This window comes from Saccharopolyspora erythraea (assembly GCF_018141105.1).
In the GTDB taxonomy this organism is placed as follows: Bacteria; Actinomycetota; Actinomycetes; order Mycobacteriales; family Pseudonocardiaceae; genus Saccharopolyspora_D; species Saccharopolyspora_D erythraea_A.
This window is the reverse complement of sequence record NZ_CP054839.1, coordinates 7,443,181-7,463,732: the sequence shown is the minus strand read 5'-3', so window position 1 is coordinate 7,463,732 and position 20,552 is coordinate 7,443,181. Positions and strand designations below refer to the sequence as shown.

At 64.5% G+C, this 20,552-nt stretch carries 19 protein-coding genes and 1 tRNA gene; 12 read left to right on the top strand and 8 right to left on the bottom strand.

All coding sequences use genetic code 11. The annotated features are described in order from the left end of the window. The first annotated feature begins 256 nt into the window (after window positions 1–256). The 3 genes from HUO13_RS33395 (at window position 257) to HUO13_RS33385 (ending at window position 1,005) form a co-directional block, all read left to right on the top strand. The gene (locus HUO13_RS33395) at window positions 257–562 is read left to right on the top strand and encodes an SH3 domain-containing protein (protein ID WP_211898875.1); all 306 of its coding nucleotides are present in this window, start codon (window positions 257–259) and stop codon (window positions 560–562) included. 83 nt (window positions 563–645) lie between these two features. Further along, a complete protein-coding gene (locus HUO13_RS33390; protein ID WP_211903337.1) occupies window positions 646–846 on the top strand; it encodes a DUF4177 domain-containing protein in 201 nt (66 codons plus the stop codon). 84 nt (window positions 847–930) lie between these two features. Then, window positions 931–1,005, top strand: a tRNA-Val gene (locus tag HUO13_RS33385). A 116-nt stretch (window positions 1,006–1,121) separates the two neighbouring features. Here HUO13_RS33385 and HUO13_RS33380 read toward each other — a convergent pair. The 4 genes from HUO13_RS33380 to HUO13_RS33365 all read right to left on the bottom strand — a co-directional run bounded on the left by HUO13_RS33380 (window position 1,122) and on the right by HUO13_RS33365 (window position 5,020). Further along, a complete protein-coding gene (locus HUO13_RS33380) occupies window positions 1,122–2,225 on the bottom strand; it encodes a tyrosine-type recombinase/integrase (RefSeq protein WP_211898874.1) in 1,104 nt (367 codons plus the stop codon). A 127-nt stretch (window positions 2,226–2,352) separates the two neighbouring features. Further along, window positions 2,353–2,622: a helix-turn-helix domain-containing protein gene (locus HUO13_RS33375; RefSeq protein ID WP_211898873.1), complete on the bottom strand. Its 270-nt coding sequence runs from the start codon at window positions 2,620–2,622 to the stop codon at window positions 2,353–2,355. A 410-nt stretch (window positions 2,623–3,032) separates the two neighbouring features. Then, complete coding sequence (locus HUO13_RS33370; protein WP_211898872.1) at window positions 3,033–3,590, bottom strand: GNAT family N-acetyltransferase; 558 nt, start codon at window positions 3,588–3,590, stop codon at window positions 3,033–3,035. Next, window positions 3,587–5,020 (bottom strand): helix-turn-helix domain-containing protein, encoded by a 1,434-nt coding sequence (locus tag HUO13_RS33365; protein ID WP_211898871.1) that lies wholly within the window; start codon window positions 5,018–5,020, stop codon window positions 3,587–3,589. The genes HUO13_RS33370 and HUO13_RS33365 overlap by 4 nt, the downstream gene beginning before the upstream one ends. 427 nt (window positions 5,021–5,447) lie before the next feature. Between HUO13_RS33365 and HUO13_RS33360 the strand changes: the two genes are divergently transcribed. From HUO13_RS33360 to HUO13_RS33340, 5 genes are all read left to right on the top strand, one after another. Beyond that, window positions 5,448–5,657, top strand: coding sequence for a hypothetical protein (locus HUO13_RS33360; RefSeq protein ID WP_211898870.1), 210 nt, complete (start codon window positions 5,448–5,450; stop codon window positions 5,655–5,657). A gap of 401 nt (window positions 5,658–6,058) precedes the next feature. Then, window positions 6,059–7,045, top strand: a complete 987-nt coding sequence (locus tag HUO13_RS33355; protein ID WP_249124260.1) for an NAD-dependent epimerase/dehydratase family protein — start codon at window positions 6,059–6,061, stop codon at window positions 7,043–7,045. Next, on the top strand, window positions 7,042–8,307 hold the full coding sequence (locus tag HUO13_RS33350; protein WP_211898869.1) for a glycosyltransferase family 4 protein: 1,266 nt from the start codon (window positions 7,042–7,044) through the stop codon (window positions 8,305–8,307). Before HUO13_RS33355 ends, HUO13_RS33350 begins: the two co-directional genes overlap by 4 nt. Then, a complete protein-coding gene (locus HUO13_RS33345) occupies window positions 8,307–9,356 on the top strand; it encodes a hypothetical protein (protein ID WP_211898868.1) in 1,050 nt (349 codons plus the stop codon). The genes HUO13_RS33350 and HUO13_RS33345 overlap by 1 nt, the downstream gene beginning before the upstream one ends. 8 nt (window positions 9,357–9,364) lie before the next feature. Beyond that, on the top strand, window positions 9,365–10,006 hold the full coding sequence (locus HUO13_RS33340) for a hypothetical protein (protein ID WP_249124259.1): 642 nt from the start codon (window positions 9,365–9,367) through the stop codon (window positions 10,004–10,006). Here the strand turns inward: HUO13_RS33340 and HUO13_RS33335 are convergent. Beyond that, window positions 9,964–10,956: an aminoglycoside phosphotransferase family protein gene (locus HUO13_RS33335; protein WP_211898867.1), complete on the bottom strand. Its 993-nt coding sequence runs from the start codon at window positions 10,954–10,956 to the stop codon at window positions 9,964–9,966. The genes HUO13_RS33340 and HUO13_RS33335 overlap by 43 nt on opposite strands. A gap of 42 nt (window positions 10,957–10,998) precedes the next feature. Between HUO13_RS33335 and HUO13_RS33330 the strand changes: the two genes are divergently transcribed. From HUO13_RS33330 to HUO13_RS33315, 4 genes are all read left to right on the top strand, one after another. After that, the gene (locus HUO13_RS33330) at window positions 10,999–11,430 is read left to right on the top strand and encodes an NUDIX domain-containing protein (protein ID WP_211898866.1); all 432 of its coding nucleotides are present in this window, start codon (window positions 10,999–11,001) and stop codon (window positions 11,428–11,430) included. A gap of 701 nt (window positions 11,431–12,131) precedes the next feature. Further along, window positions 12,132–12,419 carry a hypothetical protein gene (locus tag HUO13_RS33325; protein WP_249124258.1) on the top strand — a complete coding sequence of 96 codons (288 nt, stop codon included), beginning with the start codon at window positions 12,132–12,134 and terminating at the stop codon, window positions 12,417–12,419. Then, entirely contained in the window at window positions 12,419–13,573 is a 1,155-nt protein-coding gene (locus HUO13_RS33320; RefSeq protein WP_211898864.1) for a putative T7SS-secreted protein, read from the top strand. Before HUO13_RS33325 ends, HUO13_RS33320 begins: the two co-directional genes overlap by 1 nt. 13 nt (window positions 13,574–13,586) lie before the next feature. Continuing rightward, window positions 13,587–13,988: a hypothetical protein gene (locus tag HUO13_RS33315; RefSeq protein ID WP_211898863.1), complete on the top strand. Its 402-nt coding sequence runs from the start codon at window positions 13,587–13,589 to the stop codon at window positions 13,986–13,988. A gap of 440 nt (window positions 13,989–14,428) precedes the next feature. Here the strand turns inward: HUO13_RS33315 and HUO13_RS33310 are convergent, their stop codons facing one another. From HUO13_RS33310 to HUO13_RS33300, 3 genes are read right to left on the bottom strand one after another with little or no spacing between them, the layout of a single operon-like run. Beyond that, window positions 14,429–17,566, bottom strand: coding sequence for a type I restriction endonuclease subunit R (locus HUO13_RS33310; protein WP_211898862.1), 3,138 nt, complete (start codon window positions 17,564–17,566; stop codon window positions 14,429–14,431). Next, entirely contained in the window at window positions 17,566–18,807 is a 1,242-nt protein-coding gene (locus HUO13_RS33305) for a restriction endonuclease subunit S (RefSeq protein ID WP_211898861.1), read from the bottom strand. Before HUO13_RS33305 ends, HUO13_RS33310 begins: the two co-directional genes overlap by 1 nt. After that, entirely contained in the window at window positions 18,731–20,548 is a 1,818-nt protein-coding gene (locus HUO13_RS33300) for an N-6 DNA methylase (RefSeq protein WP_249124257.1), read from the bottom strand. Before HUO13_RS33300 ends, HUO13_RS33305 begins: the two co-directional genes overlap by 77 nt. Window positions 20,549–20,552 lie beyond the last annotated feature (4 nt).

Sequence of the window (20,552 nt, the reverse complement as noted above, 5' to 3'; positions counted from 1 at the left end):
CGGATTCCCACTCCGAGCGGTGAGGAAACGCCGCATCACCGACGTGACGCCTTTCGGGGCGCCGCCCCGGCTTCCCTCCCGCTTTCCTTCCGCTTTCCTTCCGCTTCCAGTGCCGCTGACTGCGCGCACATGTCCGCTTGTGGGCGACACCCGACGCGCTGAACCGGACGTGCAGGCGGGTGCCACAGGGTGCCGCCGGGGTCGGCCTGCCCGTATAGCTGAAATCAGGACATGTCGCCTGACCAGGAGGAACGTCATGTTCGGGGTGCCGCGTCCGGTCTTGTACGCAGTTGCGGGTGTGCTCGTCTTCATGTGGGCGACGGGCACCCAGGCGGGCGGCCTGCTCGGCGGATCGGGCCCCTGCGAGTTCCAGGTGAACGCCGACGTGCTCAACGTCCGCGCGGGCCCTGGCACCGGCGAGAATCAGGTCGACTCGCTGCTCAACGGCGCGAAGGTGCGCGGGACCCCCACCGTGGTCAACGGCTTCCGCGACCTCGGCGGTGGGCGCTGGGCCGCCGACGAGTTCCTGACCCGCAAGCCCGGCAGCAAGTGCGAGCCATGATCCACGTCTCCCGGCCGTGAGGAACCCGTGGCGATCCGTCCTCGTTGGCATGGTGAACGTGCAAGGTGACGACGGGGGATCGGATGCCCTACGAATACAAGGTGGTCGAGCTGAGGGAGAAGATGCTCGGCGGCAAGATGTCGGGGGACAAGCTGGAGCGGGTCCTCAACGAGCACGCCACGCAGGGCTGGCAGCTCAAGGCGATCACGGGCGCCGATGTCAAGGGCCGCCTCGGCCCGGGCGGCGTCGAGGGCCTGCTCGTCACCTTCGAACGCCCGGTGTGACCACCCGCCACACGGCCGGGGGTGCCCACGGGTGCCGATCACGCCTCCGCTAGAGTGGTGCGCGCACGCGGTGCTGAACCGCAGGCGCGATTAGCTCAGTGGGAGAGCGCTACCTTGACACGGTAGAGGTCACTGGTTCAATCCCAGTATCGCGCACCATTGGTTCGTGCAGTTCAAAACCCCTGCTGGTGATCATCGCCGGTGGGGGTTTTGCTGTTGCTGGGAGCAAACTGGGAGCAGTTGATCTTGGCTTACTGTGTTCCCGCGATATGTGTTCACCGCTGACTGTCGGCGGATCGCCGCCACCGGTGGTCGAGCGCGGTCGTCAGGTGATCGATCATCGGCTGGGTCACGTGGGAGTAGATGCCTTCGACGCCGGGCATGCGATGTCCGAGTCGTTGGTGTTGCAGGGCTCTGTCGACGTGGTCTTCGTTGAGCCAGGTTTTATGGGTGTGGCGTAGCCCGTGGAAGGTCAGTCCCGGTTGGATCGGTGCCCAGCCCCTCCGCTTGTGCCCGGCGACGGCGGGCAGCCAGATGCGGCCGCGGAAGTTGGCTCGTCGCAGCAGCCCGTCGTTGCCTCCGGTGAAGACATGGTCATGAAACTGGCGTGCGGCGTGTTCGAGCAGGAGCGTGACCAAGAAGGCGGGCAGGTGCAGGGTGCGGGCGCTGGCGGGCGTCTTGGGTGGGCCGAGTTCGAGGCGCCCGCCGATCTCGTGGAGTGCGCCTTTGTCTTTGTCGATGGTGATGGTGGCGGTGCCGTCGAGGGTGACGTTGTGCCATTGCAGCCCGGCCAGTTCGCCCCACCGCATGCCGGTGTAAGCGGCGGTGATGATAAGCGTCCGGTACGCCGGGTCGCAACGATCAGCGACGCGGCGCACGACGCTGGCGGTGGCCGTCTCCTTGGGTGCTGACGGCTCCAGGTTGAGCCTGAGGCGTCGGCACGGGTTCTTGCCGATGTAGTCCTCGTCGACCGCTTCGGCCAGGATCATCGACAGGATCGTGACGATGTCGGCGACGGTGGGGTCACCGAGGCGGCGGCGCAGCCCCTTTGCCCACTGCTTTACCTTGATGTGGCTGATGTCAGCCAGGGGCGAGTCGGCGAATCTGGGCAGGATGTGGTTGCGCAGGTGTGCCCGATACTTCGCCCAGGTGCTCTCAGCGACGTCGTGAGCGTCGGACCAGATCTCGGTCCACTCGCCGAACGTGGTCTGTGCCTTGCGCGGGTCGGTGAACGTTCCTTGCCGGGTCTCGTACTCGATGTCTGCGGCACGATCGCGGGCGTGGTCGGGGTGGGTGTAGCCGGCTTCGCTGGCGATGGTGCCGTCGGGCCGGTGGTAGCGCACCCGCCACCCTGCGCCATGCTGTTCGATCCAGGCCATATTGCATCTCCCTCGATGTAGTGCGTTCGGGCGATCCGTATTCACGCTCCATTGCGCCGGGAATGCAAGCGGTATGTGTTCGCTCTTGAAAAGAGATTCCGGGCGACTGAATCCCGTGGTCGGGTTATCAGTGTCTCTGGGAAGAACGTGCGGCCGGAGAGTGGGAGATGTGGACGATTTCGCGAATGTTTTCGTCGGAGAATCGAAGGTGCTTGCCGAGGAAGGTGCATGGGATGGTGCGCATGCTGGCTTTACGTCGCAGCCATGATTCCTTGATCGCGAGCAGTCTGGCTGCCTCGGCCGGCGTGTAGAGGACCGCCGAGGCGGGAGGTGTGCCCCCGTCTGCTTCGTTGGCGGTGAGGCGTGCGGGTTCCTCGGTGGCGTCCTGTCGGGCCATGGGCGTCCTTCGCAGGAGGGGGCGGGCGCCGCCTGAGCACGGCGCTCGTTGGCACCCTGAACTCCGAAATGTGAGGCCGTTCGGGACACTGACAAGAGAGGTTTCTCGTGATGCACCGGGTCGTCGTCGTTGGGCGACCGTGTGCCATGTATAGACGCTGGCCGCCCGATGTATTTTGCTTCTTTGCCTGCAAGCGAGTCTGGGATACCTCTGGAACCCCTAGTCAGGCACCTGGCCTGCGGTAAAGGCACTAACAGCCGGTACCGCTCTAACCGGACATCGGAATGGAGCCCGCGTTGGCGCCGCTGCTGGAACCCCCAACGGCAGCAATCGGGAAGACCGCTTCCTCAGTCGTGGGTAGCAGGCAGGGCGGCGGGCCCCGGTTACCAGCGCATTTGCCGACGCGATCGTCAGGACTGGAGGTATTTGACAAGCACGTCGAAGATCGGTGATCCGGGTAGGGGGTTACGTTTCTGGGCGACTTTGCGCCATCCCCAGCTCGCGTACGCGTGTTGTGCCGGACCGGCAGCCGGTTGGACCGTCAGGGTCGCCCGCTGTTCCGGACGGTCTTCGAGCAGGAGGTCGTGGAGCTTGGCCGCCACACCGGTACGCCGCCAGGGTGTCCGCACGAGAAGTTCGATCAGGACGAAGGTGCGGCCGCGTGGCTCCTCGGTGAGTCCGGGATCCACGTCGGTGGTGAGGTCGGTCCACCATGGGGCGGACGGGGGCATGGTGAGGCCGAAGCTGAAGCCGGCCATGGTCCCGTCCGATGCACGGGCAATGATCAGGCCTGCGCCTTCGCGCTGGTGTTGGACAGCGAACCGGTCTTTGAACAGGCGAACGTGCTCGTCGGTGTAGTTGTACGGGGGCTCGGAGAACACTTCGCGGTAGACCTCACCGAGCTCGTCGCCGAGCGGGCCTGCCTCCTCGACGGGGACACGGTGGAACTCAACAGGTGAGTCAGTCACGCCAGATCGTTCTTTCTCCCGGGGGCGACCTTGTGCACGTACTCCGTCAGGTTGGCGTGGAAGTCAACGACGGTCACCACGTCACCGTATCGGTCGGTGAGGTTCCTGGAGTGGTCGAGGAGGCGGTTGAGCGCGTGGGAGGAGCTGATCGCCTCGGCCTGGTGCAGTGCTCGTTGTGCGAGCACTGCTGACTCCTCCGGTTCCTGCTGGGCGAGCCGGACCTTGCTCATCCGGAGGTCGTCGAACAACCGGCTGCGCAGCCGGTGCTGCTGTCGATGGGCCGCGGCGTTGAGTGCGTGGACCTCGGCATGCTGCGAATAGGTCGTCACGCGCTCTGACCTGGTGTCTCGTAGTGCGAGCTGGGTGTACGCGGCGGAAGCCAGGCTCTCGACTTCCGCGCGGTCCATGTACTGGTTCCAGGGTTGATGAGCATCCGCGGTCGCTTGATCGAATGCCTCCAACGAGGCTTCGGCCGACCGGCGGGTATTCGTTGCCTCGTCCCTTCCGAACCGCGCATAAGCGCACGCTTCGTGGCCGTGCAGCTCGGAGCGAACCAACGGGTTGGCGTTCCTGGGCAGGGTCGCCAGCGCAGTACGGACCATGGCCAGACTGTCCTCATATTGGCCCAACGCCTTGGACAGCTGCGCCATGTCCCCGACAACCTTCGCCCCGAGATCCAGCGCACCGGCATGTTTGCAGGCATCCAAGGCGTAGAGGAAGTAGCGCTGAGCCCCGACGGGAAAGCCTGCATCCCAAGTCATCCACCCTGCGAGCTGGGCGAGCTGACCGACGACTTCGAACAGCCGACGCTGAGCGGCGGCCGGATGGCTGTGCTCAAGGGTTTCGACCACGGCGTTGAGCTGACCGAGCACGGCTTTGCGGTGCAAGCCCCCTTGGCCTGATGCGTCCCATCGTCGGAACAGGTCCACGGCCTGCTCCAGGCTGTCGATCTCGTCGGGGCCGACCTGGCCGGGCTTGACGGGGACGACCGGGGAAGCAGCGGCCCAGTGCCTCACCGGGACTACGAGAGCTGTGCCGGTGAGCAGCGACAGCTCCAGAAACTCTCGACGTGTTGCCATGTCGCTCCCGATGAACTCCACAATGTTGCCGACCATGGTCTGCGACGAACCGGCCGACCCAGCGGTGACGGCGGGCCGGTAAGCCTGCACGGTGCGAGGCTCTCCAGCTCCGTAGGCGGCCTGCTTGAGTTGGTCGAACCTTTCACGAACGTCGTCTGCTGCTCGAGTGAGCGCGGTGTCGAGGGCCGATTGCATCTCGGGGAGCGGCGTGATTTCGGCTCGCTTTGACTCCCATTTGTTGATCGTCCTTGTGCTCACACCCAGCAACGCTGCGAAGTCATTGACCGTGAGCCGAAGCGCGTCTCGAAGCAGCTTGGCCTCGAACCCGGTCCAACGAGCGATGGTCGGCATTCTCCCATGATCGCTCAGTGGCACCGATGCATCCAGTAGTCAGCGCCGGAGTGCGTCGTGGGTTCGTCTCCGGTGCGCGTTCGGTTCGTTCCGGCTGACGCCCATGAGCGCGAAGCTTGGGCCATGGCAGCTCAACGCACTGTTTCAGACGAGCTCGGCAGCGGCGCTGAGCAGCGGGCAAGACACAAATGTCTCTGAACGCGGTCACGGAGCTGAAGACGTGTGCCATCACAGCTTACTGCGGACCTGGCGTACGCAGCCCGTAGGAAATTGATCAGGGAAAGCGTTTCGAGACGACCGCATAGGCACCTGGTCCGGCGTGGTGCCCCGAACTCGACGCCGGACCAGGGTTCCACGTCCGGGCGGCGCGACCGCCAAGCCCCCCGCCGCGCCGCCCGGACACCCTACCGACCAGGGAAGGCACGCAGTGCAGAAATGGATCGAGATCGCTGCTGAAGATCACCGACGAAATCGGGTTACGCTCCGACTTGCCCGCACCCCACGTGGCATCAAGCTCCTGGCGCCGCCGGCAAACATCACCCATGTCGTCGGCAATCACGTCGAGGCACTGAGCGAGTTGCTAGCCGCTTTGGCTTCCGGATCGGACGACACGATCTTGCCAAACCGCCCGCAATGACTTGCGTCGCTGTGGGCAGACACAGCGCTGACCAAAGCCCCGACGGATACGTGACCGCCTGGACTGGGGACCTCGGCTGGGAATTGCCAGCGGACATGAGAACCATGCCGATTCCACTCCCGGCGCTCACACCGGTCCACAACCCAGTCGAGGCAGCGAAGGATCCGCTTGCCTGCGAGCGGTCCTGCAAGCCTTGAAACGCATCAAGACACGGCCTGCGGTCGAGGACCCCGACACCGACACCAGGCCGTACAGAGGTCGGCCGCAGCCTCGAGCAACGGCGCCTGCTGCGGCCGACCTCATCGCTGAATTCGAAAGAGGAACTACACATGCGAATGAAGATCTCTTCCGAGCGAAGATGCAATCACTATTCCGTAGGGCAAGCGGGCGAGGTAGGCCCGGTGAACGAGACGTACGACACCGATCACTCCCGCGTCGTACTCGTCACGGGCGCAGCCGGTCTGATCGGTGTTCCCGTGGTGCGTGCGCTTCGCGCACGGGGGTTCCGTGTCGTGGCGGTAGATGATGGCAGTGCCGGAACGCTGCACCGACTGAACGAGTTCGCCGATTACCCCGAGGTACGGCGTCAGGTACTCGACATCCGCCAGCGTTCAGAGCTTGTCCAGCTCATGGCGGCAGAACGGCCCTGGGCTGTGGTGCATCTTGCTGCGCAACACTTCATCCCCGCTTGTGACAGAGCACCTGCCGAAACATTGGCGATCAACGTGTTGGGCACCCAACATGTGCTCGATGCCTGTGCGGTCAACCCGCCACAACGGTTGGTGTTCGCCTCGACCGCCGACGTGTATGCGCCGACCAACCGCCCACACCACGAGGACGACCAGCTGCAACCACAGGGCGTGTACGGCTGGTCGAAGCTCTTCAGCGAACGTCTACTGCAGGACCAGGCGCACCGCCTCGGATCATGCACCACCGTGGTCGCTCGCCTGTTCAACGTCTACGGCCCCGGTGATCCGCACCCACACCTGCTTCCCGAGGTCCTCCGGCAGGCCCGACGTAGCCAGACGCTCTATCTCGGTGACCTGGAAGCGGCACGCGATTTCGTCTACGTCGATGACGTTGCCGATGCGTTGCTAGCACTCCTGCGCACCCGCAGGAGCGGAGTCTTCAACATCGGCTCGGGCGTTCCGGCCACTGGTCGTGAGCTCATCGATATTGTCGCCAGCATCATCGGCCAACGCCTGGACACGCGAGTGGACGCAGAGCGTCTCCGACGCCGAACACGGTCGATGTCATTTGCCAACCCGGATCGCCTGCGACAAATTGTGCCGTGGTGGCCTCGTACCCCCTTGCGAGAAGGAATCCGACGAACGATCGCGACAGGCCTCCCCGCACACGGTGTCGAGCCGGAGGACAAAGCATCATGAGCGCTGCCGTCCCGAACCTCGTCTTCGTGCTCGATACGCCGAACGTGTGGCGCGGTCGAGCATTGGCAGGCACGCCTGCACGTGTCCTTGCGCTTGCCGAGCACAGTCACCGCGCCGGCGCCGCTGTCACGCTGGTGCTGTGCGATCGCGGTGCGGACTACGGTGAGGCCACGGACTGGCCGTTCGATGTCGTGCTCATACATCCCAGCGACTTCTACGTGCCCCGCGCACTCGCCGGGCTCCTCGGACGAGCTGTGGTGGACTTCCTTGTTTTGTGCGAAGCGGAATCGCTTGTTGCCATTGGGCGTGAGCTAGCCGGTCTGCTGGGTGGGCGTTTGGTGTACGACATGCACGACGACGACGCCGCAGTCGCAGCCAGCGTCGGTGAGCCGCCGGAGACAGTGCAGACCCACGCGACGACACAGCGCATCGCGCTGCGTACCGCCGACAACGTGATCGTTTCTACGGACAACGAAAATGAGCTGGCAGCCAATGCGGGTGTTCCCGCGCTGCGAACGGCGTTGCTGCCCAACGGTGCCGACCCGAACCAGCGCCGCTACTGGGGACCGGATACCGACGCCGCGACGTTGGTCTTCGTTGGCAACCTCTACTACCAACCCAATGCTCGCGCGGTCGAGGCCATTCGCAGCGTGATCATGCCTGCACTGCGCGCCGACGGTCTCGACGTTCGGGCGCGCATCGTCGGCCGCGGCCCCGCCGCGCTAACCCGCGGAGGTCAAGGCATCGAGTTCACCGGCCGCGTGGACACGATCGACCAAGCCTTGGAACGCACCACCCTCGCACTCGCGCCGCTGACCGCGGGATCGGGCGCGAAAATGAAGGTTCTCGACTACCTCGCTGCAGGGCTGCCGGTGCTGGGCACAAGCGAAGCCGTGACCGGCCTTCCCGCCGCACATCCGGGCGTGCTCGTCGACGACGACTTGCACATGTGGCCCACGCGGATCGCCGCGCTGCTGCGCGACCCCGACACACTCCATCAGATGGGGCGGGGAGGCCGTCGCTGCATCGAACGAGAGCTGTCGTGGCAGCAGATCGGCGCTGGGCTGGTACGGCGCTGCCGAGCGTGGCTCAACGCCATCTCGCCACGAGCGAAGCCGACCGTCGACCGCTACTGCGCCGGTCAGCCGCGGTGGCTGAGCGAGCACGTCGATCAAGACGCCCTGGGAGCCCCGGAGATCACCCAGCCCGGACAACCGCACTGGCTGCGCCGCCGTAGCACCGTCACACCGAAAGGCTGCTGATGGAATCGCGATTCCTTGACCTCGGGACCTGCGTATGCCGGCTCAACGCGTCCAACGAAATCCACGTCGCCGTGCACCACTACGTGAGCCCGTTCCTGTTGTCCGCCGGTGAGAGTGAGCCGCACATGACGATCACGGTCGCGCGCGACGCGGCCACCGTCGCCGAGGCACGCAAGTCCCTCGCCCAGCACCCGCCGACCACGACGCGCACCAGCCACCCCGAACAGCGCTATCACGCCTGGCTCACCGAGGACCGCGAGATCCTACTTCCCGAGAACAGCGCCGACCACGTGATCATCAGAACCGCGGGCCTCGTGCTCATCGCCGCCGAGCACGCCCACGTAGCGGCAACGGTCGGTACTCGAGTCGTGCGCCAGCTCATCATGCGCGGTGGGGAGGTACGGGGAGGTCGCTGTGTACACGCCGCCGCGGTGGACATCGACGGACAGGGCGTGCTCATCGCCGGCCAGTCCGGTTCCGGCAAGACCACCGTGTTCACCCACCTTATCGAAGATCACGGCGCACATCCCGTCTCTAACGATCGCACCGTGCTCAATCCCACGGAGACATGGCAATGGAACGCGACAGGGGTGCCGCTGTCTGCTCGCTTTACCCCGGAAGGCATCAGCGGCTCCCCCACACTGACGACTGCGCTGAAGCGCTACGAGCCCAACCGAGGGCGATACCTCGTGGACGGCAAGCTCGAACTCACACCATGGGAAATCTCCACGCTGTTCGACCGTCGGGTACTTCCGGTGACCGAGGTCGCGCAACTCGTGATCCTCACCCGCTCGGCACAGGCGTCGGCAGCCGAGGACGACGGGAACTTCCTTCGAGAACACCTCGACTTCGGTGCCGAGGACTTCTTCGCTGACGACTGGCTCAACCTCGGCTCAGACCTCAGTAAGGCGCTGCCCGGCTCCAATGTCGGGGCCGACGGACTTTGGGAGCGCTTGGCCAGGACAGTACCTGTGCACTCAATGGCGTGGACCGACCCGGCCGAACTGCCGGCTATCGCTGCGAGGACCTACAAGCAGGCGAGACTGTGAGGGGATGCGTGCTGGCCGGTGTGTGGGGTGCTGGCAAGACCTCCGTCTACCAGCGCATCGTCGAGCGGCTCGTCGACGCCGACTGTCAATCGCTGATCGCGATGCCGCAAGCGGCGACGATCACCACGCACACCTACACTCCCGGCGCACCCCACGAACACGCCGCCCTGATCCTGTCGTGGCTGGACCGCCTGACTGCGTTCCTCGAGGAAACCGACCGTCGATTCCAGGCGAGCACCCTTCCCCGCCATCGCTTCGCGCCCGCGTGGACACCGACGTGCGTGCTGGAAGGACTCGGCTTCGACGTCCCGATGTACGGGCTTCCGATCAGCCGTGAGGTCGTAAGAAACATCGAGACGCGGCTCGCTGCGCTCGGCGTGCACCTGGTCCTACTCAGTGTCCCCGACGACCGAATCCGCGCTCGGTGCGTCGAGTCGACCCGGCAGCATCGGGGACCGAAGTGGGCACGCTACCTGGAGAAGTTCGGCGCCACGGATGCCGCGCGCTCCGAACACATCCGCCAAGTGCAAGCCGAGCTGATCCGGTGGGTGCAGACCTCTCCCATGCCACGTCAAGTCCTCGACACGGCCGCCCAAGACTGGGGCTCTTACGCGAGCCGAGTCGTCCGACTGATCGCCGACCACACATGATCGACCCCGTCAGATTGAACCCATGCTCGCAGTCGCCGCAGGTAGTTCTCGCGCATCGCGTGATCGGCGACCCGCACCCAGTACTCCACCCCAGTCAACAGCTCCAACCCTGTTGCCACGGCCAACCGCTCCGACCAGGCTGCAGGCCATCGATTGGACGCTCGATAGCCGTCGATGAACGCCTCGGCCCACTCTGGTTGATCGGCGAACATCCACATCGCGGGCTTGACGAAGTCCATCACCGGATCGCCCCACCGCACATGCTCCAAGTCCAAGAGCGCACGAAAGCTGCCCTGCTCATCGAGCAGAATGTTGGGCAGGTACACATCCAGGTGCGTGACCGCCGGCCACACCACCGGCGACACCTTCTCGGCCAACTCGCACAACAACTCCAAGCCCGCCTTGATCAACGCAGCCGGAACGCCGTCGACCGATCGATAAGCAGACAGCAGTGCCTCCGCCCGCCCTACGACGACGTCATTCCAGCTCGCTGATGTCGCCTCCCGCCCGGCTAGGGGATCACCGAAGCCTTCGACAGGGACTTGATGTAGCCGAGCCAGCGCCGCGCCGGTATCCCGCATCACCTCCAGCACCGTCTCAGACTCCAGCGAAGGCAACGCCTCCTCGGCGTCCCTGCCCGGCAGGTACTTGAACACGGTCAACGGCCGACCTGCCACCGCCGCGCAGGAGGCGGTGAACGCCAGCACAGCCGGCACCGGTATTCCCTGCTCACACACGCGGCGATGCTCAGCCAGCCGCGCCAATCCGCCCGCCCCGAGACGGCCCAGGAACACCTTGCCCACCAGCCGGCCACGTGACGATTCCAGCACCCATGACGCATGGCTACGGCCTTGCCGCAAGGGCCGCAGCGGGCGAATCGGGGCCGCCTCCGGCAGTAGCTCGCCCACGCCTGCCGCGACATCCTGGCCAGTAAGCTCTGGAATCGCCACAAGCCGTCACACTAAAGGCACGTACCGACACGAAAGGCATACATGGGCGCCGCGACCACCGAGATCATCGCCCGCGCTGTCATCCGCCGCAACGGCCAACTCCTCGTGGTGCGACAACGCACGAAGTCATGGTCCTTCCTGCCTGGTGGCCACGTCGAACCCGGCGAAAAGGTGGAAGCCGCCCTCGTGCGCGAGTTGGACGAGGAACTCGGCACCGAAGCCAAGATCACCGGCTTCCTCGGCGCGGTCGAGCACGGATACATCGAACGCGGCACCACGCATCACGAGATCAACTTCGTCTTCGATGTCACCATCACCGACCCGGAACCCGTCAGCCAGGAAGACCACCTGGAGTTCCGCTGGCTGCCGCATGACCAGCTCGCCGACACCGACGTGCGGCCCCATGCACTGAAGGATGCCCTGATCACCGTCGGGGAGGACCGCACTCCTTTCTGGCACGCCTGGAACGGCTGATCCACCGGCAGCGCCCAGCGCACACCTCTTTGACGAAGACGCTGGCGCTGGGCTGGATGGGTGATCATCCAGAGATCTGCTGACGGTTCAGGACAGGGCCACCTACCGTGTGGCCGCCGGATGACACTGTGGGGAGTGCTGTGAGGAACGACGGTGACCACGGGTAGAGCTCAAGACGAATGGTCGAGTGAGCCCCCAGTTGTGACTGTGGCCAGGCAGGTGTGGTCCGGCGACCGTTCCTACGAGGACTTCCGACTGGCGTTCGCCGAGGCGACGGTGTACGCCCAGCGGACACCGCGACCGGGTGTATGGGTGTCTGACGTTGCGGGCCGGGGGCGATGGACGTCTGTCTTCTCGCGCTTGGAGCGCTTGGCGGCCCATGTGGGGGAGTGCGACTACCTGGCAACCAGCGGTGCAGACCTGCTGGAGCTGGTTCCTGCGGGGGTCGGGGTGATGCTCGACCCCGATGACGAGCACCGGTTCCCCGTGCTGGCACGGGTGGCCTCGGCTACCCAAGTCGCCGAGGCGTGGGAACAGATGACGCGACGGCGAGGATCAACGGACCCCAGTGAGGTGCCGTCCTCTGCCAGAACCCCCATCGCCCCAGGCGCCTGATCGGTCGACGAGAGACTGAGGGGTTCACTGTGGACGGTCCAGGCTTTCACGTCGAGATCGACGTGTTAGAGGCCGCATCGAAGAGCATGGGCGAGATCGTCGCTGATCAGGACAACGCCGAACTACATAACCTGTGCGGCGGCCCCGACGTCTACGGACATGAATGGGTGCACGCCGAGTTCGCGGAGTTCTGCGCGGCGTGGTCGGTCGGCTTGGACGCGTTATGCGACCGGGCCCGCAACATGGGCTACGAGCTGGGCGAAGCCGCACGCACCTATCGCGAGGTTGACAAAGAGGCCGCACGTCACCTCACCGAGGACCCGGCTACGGACGTCATCGACCCACCGAACTTCGAGCCCAGGGGGCACCCCTGATGCCCGCCGAACTCGGTCAGACCAATGACCCGAAAGCACTGGTCCCCGGCACTCCCGAGGCGATCTTGGGAAAGGCACGGCTGCTGGGCGCTCGTGCGGAGGACAGCATCCAGGCCGGCGAAGCCCTCAAGCAGATCGACACCGGCGCATGGACCGGAGAAGCATCCGACCGCTTCCATGACGAGCACCAGACCGAGGTACCTCGCTGGTTGAAGGCCGGCGAATCGCTCAACGCTGCCCGTAGCGCCCTGGAGTCCTTCGCCGGCTGCTTGTCCTGGGCGCAGGGACAGGCGGCGGAAGCCATCGAGCTGTGGAATCAAGGTCAGGAGGCCACACAGCGGGCGCAGGCCGCTCATGAGCAAGCTGTGGCTGAGGCGAACGCCCAGACCCAGGCCAACGCTGGCCGCGGTGACCCCACCGTCATGCAGGCACCTGCATTCTCTGACCCTGGTGAGGCCCAGCGACAGGCCGCCCGGGACATGCTGCAGCGGGCACGCGATCAACTGGCCGACGTCGGTGACCGCACCGCCGACGCCCTCTCTACAGAGGCGGTACTCGCTCCGCAGGATTCTCAGAAGCAGGCCGATGCGAACTTCTACGGCGGCATCTGGAACAGCATTTCGGGGTTCGGCGAGAGCCTCGGGACGCTGATCAGCGATCCCGCCAGCACGGTCTCAGCGATGGCCTACGGCGTTACCCACCCGGTGGAGACGTTTAAAGCGGCTGTCGCATGGGACGACTGGGCCAACGGCCGCGGTGACCGCGCTCTGGGCAAGATCACCGGCGATGTGCTTATGTCCGCAGCGACGCTTGGCGTGGGCAAGGTCGCCAAGACACTGCTGCGCAGGCCCCCACCCAAGCCGCCAGCAGCGGTGAGACCATCGGTAACCGACCCGAAGCTCAACAACATCGTGAACGCGCTGTATAAGGGGATCGACCACCCCGAGCGCACAGGTGACGGGACGACAGCCGACGCTGTACGACATGAGCGGGCGACGAACGAGGACGTCCAGGGCAGGAACCATGAGAGGAAGGCACGAGAGTCGATCCGTGCATTGAACAACTGGCTTCGCAGGAACCCGAACGCCCCGGAAGCCGATCGCCAGATCGCCCAGGCCGAGATAGCCAACCTGCGAGACGCGCTCGGACAATAGTAGGAGGAACACGATGGACGACGCGTCGTTCGAAGAAGAGCTAGAGGCTGGTGCGCGCCTCGTCCGACAGCTTGCCCAGGGGCTGCCGACGGTTGGCGACCTGCTGCAGGAACACGAAGACGACAACGACGAGATCCTGCCGACGATCTTCCTCAGCCAGGTCGCTGACTGGTACGTCGAGGCATGGCGCTCACGACAGACTGAGCTGAACGCCTTCGAAGAGGCCGAGCGTTTCACTGCCCGACTGGCAGCGAGCTACCCCCAAGTGGGGGCTGCTGAGCAGAACATGATCGCGGTGGGGTTCCTTGAAGCGCTCCCGAATCCTGGTGCAGCGGAAAGAGCATGCGTCGACAGCCTCCCGGACGTACTCCGAGAAGAACGCGAGAAGATGGACACCCCTAGGTCGGACACTTAATGACGTCGCATGATACGAGCCGACGACGATCGACAAGATCCTTCCAATACCACCCTTCGCGACCAGCAACAAAGCCCCAGCGCCGGAGGTTTGTGCAGGTGGTGGTGTTGCGGTTCCCTCCGGAACCGCCTTCATCGAGGCGAGCGCGACACCTACCAGGTGCGATACGGCACCGATCCGCCGGTGGTTCCCTTCAGAGAACGCCCTTTATTGAGGCGCGGCCACGAACCCCTTCGGTCGGCTGATCGAGTGACCTGCGATTCCCTCAGGGATCGCACTTCATCGCCTAGCTCAACCGTCCCAGTTATGCCAAGCACGAGCGCCACACCGTTATGACAACGGAAAAGTGCGCTGGTGATCAAGGTTCCGTCGGAACACGGCTGGTCGGACGGTTCCTATCCTTTGGTGCCCCTGGCCGTGGATCGAACCTCCAGACTGCCTCACTCGTCTGTTTGCTGATCGATCGCGGCCTCGTAGAAGGCGTCCGCGAGCGCCACGATGACAGCGCTGATGCCGGGCCCGTCGCTGAAGAAGTAGTCGGCCATGGTGTTGTGCGCTTCCTGGTTATCGACGACCGCTTCGGTGACCGCCGCTTGGAAGTCCTGCGATTCCATGAACTGCTTCTTCGAGTTCACCTTGGTCTGGTTGATCAACTCTGGGCGTGCGAGTAGTTGCTGCACCAGTCCCTGCACGAACTCCCGGACCTGGGACTGGGAGAACGACTCGGCGCCGAATAGGTCATTCATTTTGTTGATGACGACTTGGAGTGCGACGTATTTCGGTTCTTTCCGGGTGCCGGTACCCGCGGCGCTGATGCCCTTGAGCTCGCCGTCACCGGTCAGCGAGATGTCGACCGCGGTGGCCTTGTTGTGCTTGACCCCCACGAGAACCACGTCGGAGAGGTCGACCTCCGCAGCCCAGGAGGAGTCTGCGATGACCTTCTCCAGGAGTCGAAGGAAGATCGACAACATCTCCATGTACGGGTCGCCGTAGTCGACGATCTGGCTCATGAAGTCGTAGAGCCGGACGAGGGTGGAGACGTCCTTGCGGAACAAATCGAGGGTGTTGAGGGTGACCTTGTCATCGGCCTCCATCGCAGCCGCGTAGCGGCGGGCGAACTCGTTCTTGGCCGGGCTGATCGCGGCCGAGAGCGCGTTGTTGCCCTTGCGCTCCACCCAAAGCCGGGCAACCTCACGGACTTGCTCTGGCGTGTAGATCCCAGCCTGGTCGAGTTTGGTCGCGAGGTGGAAGACGACGTACGGGTCGGTCTCGGTCTCCAGCGCGGCGTTGGTGAAGTACGGCTCGAACGCGGCCCGGATGTCCTCGGGTTTGTTCACGAAGTCGATGACGAACGTCTTGCGCTTCTGCTCCCCGCCCGCTGTGCGATGGGTGCGGTTGAGCCGCGAGAGCGTCTGCACGGCAGTGATCCCGGAGAGCTTCTTGTCGACGTACATCGCCGAGAGCAGTGGCTGGTCGAACCCTGTCTGATACTTGTCGGCGACCAACATGATCTTGTAAGTCGATCCCTTGAACGCGGCGGCTAAGTCCGAGCCTGCGCCGGGGTTGAGGTTGGCCTCGGTGAACTCGTCATCCTTGCTCGGCTGCGGCCCCCAATCCGAGACCCACTCCTCGTCGCCGGGCATCGTCACCGCGCCGGAGAAGGCGACGAGGGTGCGGTAGTGGTACGACGCGTCCTCCGCGGCCCGCTTGGCGATGTAGGCGTCGATCGCTTTCTTGTACTTCACCGCGGCCTTACGCGAGTCAGTCACGACCATCGCCTTCGCCCTGCCCTCCAGCAGGTGGGCGACGTTGGCGTGGAAATGCTCGACGATGATCTGCACCTTTTGGCTGATGTTGGTCGGGTGCAGCTTCACCCACCGCATCAGCCCCTTGCGCGCCGCGGCCTCATCCACCACCACGTCACCATCGCCGCTCTCGGCCTGACCTGCGATCTTCAGCGCGGTGTCGTAGGACTGGTAGCCCCTGAGCACGTCGAGGATGTAGCCCTCCTCGATCGCCTGCCGCATCGAGTAGAGGTGGAACTCGACCGGCTTGCCGTCAGGACCCTTGCGGCCGAAGAGTTCCAGGGTCTTGTTCTTCGGCGTCGCGGTGAACGCGAAGTAGGAGATGTTCTTCGACTCCGCCCGCTCGGTCATCTCAGAGGCGAGGATCGACTCGACGTCGACGGAGCCGCCCTCCTCGATTTCCTTGACCTCCTCAGCGGTCAGCACGGCCTTGAGCTTGGACGAGATCTGCCCGGACTGCGAGGAGTGGGCCTCGTCCGCGATCACCGCGAACCGTTTGCCTTTCAGACCCTTGTCGGCTCGGATCTCGTCGAGCGCGAACGGGAAGGTCTGCACCGTCACCGCGATGATCAGCTCACCGTTTTTCAACGCGGTCGCAAGTAGCCCGGACTTCGACTTTGCCCCCGCCTTGCGGACGTCCTCGGGGCTGATCGTGGCCACGATCTTCCCCGACCCGTCGATCTGCCGGATCGCCTCCTGGAGCTGCCCGTCGAGCACCGTGCGGTCCACAACCACGATCACTGAGTCGAATACCTTCTCGTCGTCCACGTGCAGCCGCGCCAGCCGGTGCGCGGTCCAGGCGATGGTGTTGGTCTTCCCCGACCCTGCCGAGTGCTCGATCAGGTAGCGATGCCCCACTCCTTCCTCGCGTACCGCGGCCACGATGTTCGTTACGGCCTCCCACTGATGGAACCGCGGAAAGAGCATGCTCGTACGCCGTACCGAGCTGCCGGTTGCGACGTCCCACTCCTCCCTGGTCTCCACGATCATCAGCCGACCGATGATGTTGAGCCAGGCATGTTTCTCCCAGACCCGCTCCCACAGGTACGCCGTCGCCGACCGCCCGTCCGCGCTGGGCGGATTCCCCGCGCCACTGTCGTGGCCCATGTTGAACGGCAGGAAATGCGTCTTCTCGCCCTCCAACTTGGTGGTCATCGCAGCCAGGTCATTGGAGACCGCGAAGTGCACCAGCGCCCGGTGCCCGAACGACAGCAACGGCTCCGGCCGACCATTGGTCAGCGGGTTCCGGTTCTTCCGGTACTGGTTGATCGCCTCATCGAGGGACTGGGTGAAGTCGGTCTTCAACTCGACGGTGGCGACGGGGAGCCCGTTGACGAAGAAGACCAGGTCGATACTGCGCCGGTCAGCGGTGGAGAAATGCACCTGCCGCATCACCCGCACCCGCATCGCCGCGTACTGCTCGTTGGTGGTCGTGTTCAGACTGGTCTCGGGCCGGAACTGCGCCATCTTCAACCGGCCACCGCCGATGTACTGCACCCCGTTCCGCAGGATATTCAACATCCCGCCGCCGTGTTCGAGGGGCTTGTCGAGCACCGTGGCCAGCACGTCGAGGAACTTCGCCTCCGACCCCGCCGCCCTCAGGGCCTTCTTGTACGCCGCTTTCTGGGTCTGCTCCAGCCACGCGAACAGGTCCTCGGAGAACAGCGCCCGCTCCCGGTCGTACCCGGTGTCATCCGCCGAGTACAACCACCCGTGATCCGCCAGGTACTCGCAGATCTCAGTCTCGAAGACGTCCTCGTGGTGGTCCGCCATCACACCCTCTCCCGCACGTCGATCTGCCCGGTCACTACCGCCGTGATCAACGCCGCCCGCCGCTCGCGAGCAAGCTCGACTAAGCGCTCTGATTCAGCCTTCGTTCTGTCGATCTTCGCAGTCTGCTCATCGAGGTATTCGGCGATAAGTCGCTGTTCGTCAACGGGCGGCACCGGGATCTGGATCGCGCCCAAACGCTGGTTGTTCAAGATCGGAACCCGGTTCATCTGCGAGGCAGCCCAGAGCTCGCTCTTCGTTGCATGTAGGACGTAATACAGGTATCGCCCATCTACCTCGGTCGGAACAACGCTCGTAATCTGCTGATTGGTGGTCGCTGGAACAGGTAGATACCCAACCGAGCCCAGCGAGTACGCGATACATCCAACGAGAACCGAACCAGCTGGGACCGGACGCAAATGACTCCAGCCCTGAGGCGTAAGCCATGCGCTAGCCGTCGTCGCTGAGCTCAAGTCCTGAGGGCGGACCCATGGGCGTTCGTTCGCTTCCTCAGCGAAGTTGCCGCGGTCGTTGGTTGGCGGGGTAGAGCCGGTCAACAGCGTTCCACACCGGCGCAGAGCCTTGACGCTCCACCGTTCCGGGATAGCCCCGATCCACTCCACGCCAGACTCAACGAGAGCCACCCCCGCGCGCACACCCTTCGTCGCAGCTTCGGCGATGACAGCGTCTCGCCGTTCGCCGAGCATCTCGATCAGGCGCTGCTGCTCCTCGATGAGCGTGTCGATGCGGGCGGTCTCGCGGTCGAGGTAGTCGGCGATGGCGCGCTGCTCATCCTGTGGCGGCACAGGCACTTCTAGGGCGGCCAACTGGGCGGCAGAGACCTCCATGAAGGTCGTGCCCCGACCGAGCGAAGTCAACTCGGCCCCGGCGGCGACAAGCGCGTACGTGAGGTATGAGGCTTCGGTTCCCTTAAACGGAACGATGGCTCGGCATCCCTGACTGAAGGACATCACGGTCGCGGTCCTCGCGACGTAACCGATAGGAGCTCGAATCGACAGGAGCACCGAACCAGCCGGAACAGTCGACGAGCCAGCAGCTGCCCCCTCAGCCGTAACGGTTCGCTGCGTCGCGTGGACAACGCCGCCAATCACCGGGCGGAGGTCAGGTGGGGTCGCGAACGGCACCTCACCGTCCCAGTACTCCGCCTTAGCGACTGGCGTTCCACCGCCGACTAATTCCCCCAGGCGACGGATCGGGACACTCTTCCAACGGTCCGACTTCATTGCTCGACCTCCCGCAACAGGTCGAGGATTTTGGCGACCTGTTTTTCCAGGTCGGCGTCGATTTCGGCGAGGGGGCGGGGTGGGATGTACTTGTAAAGTGGCGGGTGAATGGGATTTCGTAGCCGGTCTTGACCTTGGCCCAGTCGATCCAGGCGTCGGGTACGTGCGGCTTCACCTCGGCGTCGAAGTACGCCTGAATGACCTCGGCCTTGCCAGCGGCTCCTACGGTGGAGCCACCGTAAGTGAAGGGGACGTTCTCGGTGTCGCGCTTCTTGGTGTCCGGCTTGGGCTTGCCCTTGTGGTCGGTGACTGGATTGCCGTCCTCGTCCAGCAGGGGCCGCTCGATGGTGATGGTCCAGTAGCCGAACTCGTCGTTGCGGAGCACCTTGGAGGTATCGGGGTCGGCGTCGGTGAAGGCGGCGTACAATTTCACCACGTTGGCGCGGTCGGCATCGCTGATCTCGCGGCCTTTCGAGCCGAGGTTCTTGCGCATCTTGGTCCAGAACGACGTGCCGTCGATGAGGTGGACCAGGCCCTTGCGGTCGGGGTGCTTGGTGTTGTCGAGAATCCAGATGTAGGTGGCGATACCGGTGTTGAAGAACATGTTCGTCGGCAGCGCGACGATCGCATCGACCAGGTCGTTCTCCAGCAGCCATTTGCGGATGTTGGAGGGGCCGGATTCGGCGGCGCCGTTGAAGAGCGGCGAGCCGTTCATCACGATCCCGGCTCGGCCGCCGCCGTCCTCCGGCGCCCGCATCTTGTGCACCAGGTGGAGTAGGAAGAGCATCTGCCCGTCCGAGGTCGACGGGAGGCCCGGGGCGAACCGGCCGTAGGGACCCGCAGACTCCTTCTCTTTCGTGACCGCCTTCGCGTACTGCTTCCAGTCGACGCCGTACGGCGGGTTGGACATGCAGAAGTCGAACTGGCGACCCTTGAACGCATCGTCGGTGAGCGTGTTGCCGAAGGCGATGTTGGTCGCGTCGTGGCCTTTAGCCAGCAGGTCGGACTTGCAGATCGCGTACGACTGGGGGTTGTACTCCTGGCCGAACAGGCTCAGGCTCGCGTCGGGATTGTGCGCGAGCAGGTGTTCCTCGGCCAAGGCGAGCATGCCGCCGGTGCCCGCGGTGGGGTCGTATAGTGTGCGGACGATGTCGGCTTCGGTAAGGTCGGCGTCCTTCTCGGCGAAGAGTAGGTCGACAAGCAGCCGGATCGCGTCCCGCGGGGTGTAGTGGTCGCCCGAGGTCTCGTTCGCGGCCTCGTTGAACTTGCGGATGATGTACTCGAACGCGTCACCCATGTCGGCGTTGGAGACGACGTCTGGATGCAGGTCGACGGCCTTGAAGGACGTGATGACCTCGCGCAGGAGCTCCGCCTTCTCCAGGGCGAGGATCTCCTTCTTGAAGTCGAAGTACTCGAACACGTCGACATCAGACGAGAACCGGTCGATGTAGTCGATCAGGTTGTCGGCCAGCCCGTCGGCATCTTCGAGCAGGTTGGCGAAGGAGTAGTTCGAGGTGTTGTAGAACGGCCTGCCAGTCGCCTTCTTGATCTCGATCTTGAGCCGGTTCGGGTTCTCGTACTTCGCCGCCAGCTCTCGGACCGTCTCCCGGTCCGGTTCGAGGATGCAGTCGAGCCGGCGCAGGATCGTGAGCGGGAGAACCACGTTGCCGTACTGGTTGGGGCGGTAGGGGCCCCGAAGCTGGTCGGCGATCGACCAGATGAAACTACCGAGGGTGCTCACAAGG

Bases quoted from the DNA above. Each gene is read 5' to 3' on its own strand.
- HUO13_RS33395 (WP_211898875.1), top strand. From the start codon at position 257: ATGTTCGGGGTGCCGCGTCCGGTCTTGTACGCAGTTGCGGGTGTGCTC.
- HUO13_RS33390 (WP_211903337.1), top strand. From the start codon at position 646: ATGCCCTACGAATACAAGGTGGTCGAGCTGAGGGAGAAGATGCTCGGC.
- HUO13_RS33380 (WP_211898874.1), bottom strand. From the start codon at position 2,225: ATGGCCTGGATCGAACAGCATGGCGCAGGGTGGCGGGTGCGCTACCAC.
- HUO13_RS33375 (WP_211898873.1), bottom strand. From the start codon at position 2,622: ATGGCCCGACAGGACGCCACCGAGGAACCCGCACGCCTCACCGCCAAC.
- HUO13_RS33365 (WP_211898871.1), bottom strand. From the start codon at position 5,020: ATGCCGACCATCGCTCGTTGGACCGGGTTCGAGGCCAAGCTGCTTCGA.
- HUO13_RS33350 (WP_211898869.1), top strand. From the start codon at position 7,042: ATGAGCGCTGCCGTCCCGAACCTCGTCTTCGTGCTCGATACGCCGAAC.
- HUO13_RS33345 (WP_211898868.1), top strand. From the start codon at position 8,307: ATGGAATCGCGATTCCTTGACCTCGGGACCTGCGTATGCCGGCTCAAC.
- HUO13_RS33330 (WP_211898866.1), top strand. From the start codon at position 10,999: ATGGGCGCCGCGACCACCGAGATCATCGCCCGCGCTGTCATCCGCCGC.
- HUO13_RS33325 (WP_249124258.1), top strand. From the start codon at position 12,132: ATGGGCGAGATCGTCGCTGATCAGGACAACGCCGAACTACATAACCTG.
- HUO13_RS33320 (WP_211898864.1), top strand. From the start codon at position 12,419: ATGCCCGCCGAACTCGGTCAGACCAATGACCCGAAAGCACTGGTCCCC.
- HUO13_RS33315 (WP_211898863.1), top strand. From the start codon at position 13,587: ATGGACGACGCGTCGTTCGAAGAAGAGCTAGAGGCTGGTGCGCGCCTC.
- HUO13_RS33310 (WP_211898862.1), bottom strand. From the start codon at position 17,566: ATGGCGGACCACCACGAGGACGTCTTCGAGACTGAGATCTGCGAGTAC.
- HUO13_RS33305 (WP_211898861.1), bottom strand. From the start codon at position 18,807: ATGAAGTCGGACCGTTGGAAGAGTGTCCCGATCCGTCGCCTGGGGGAA.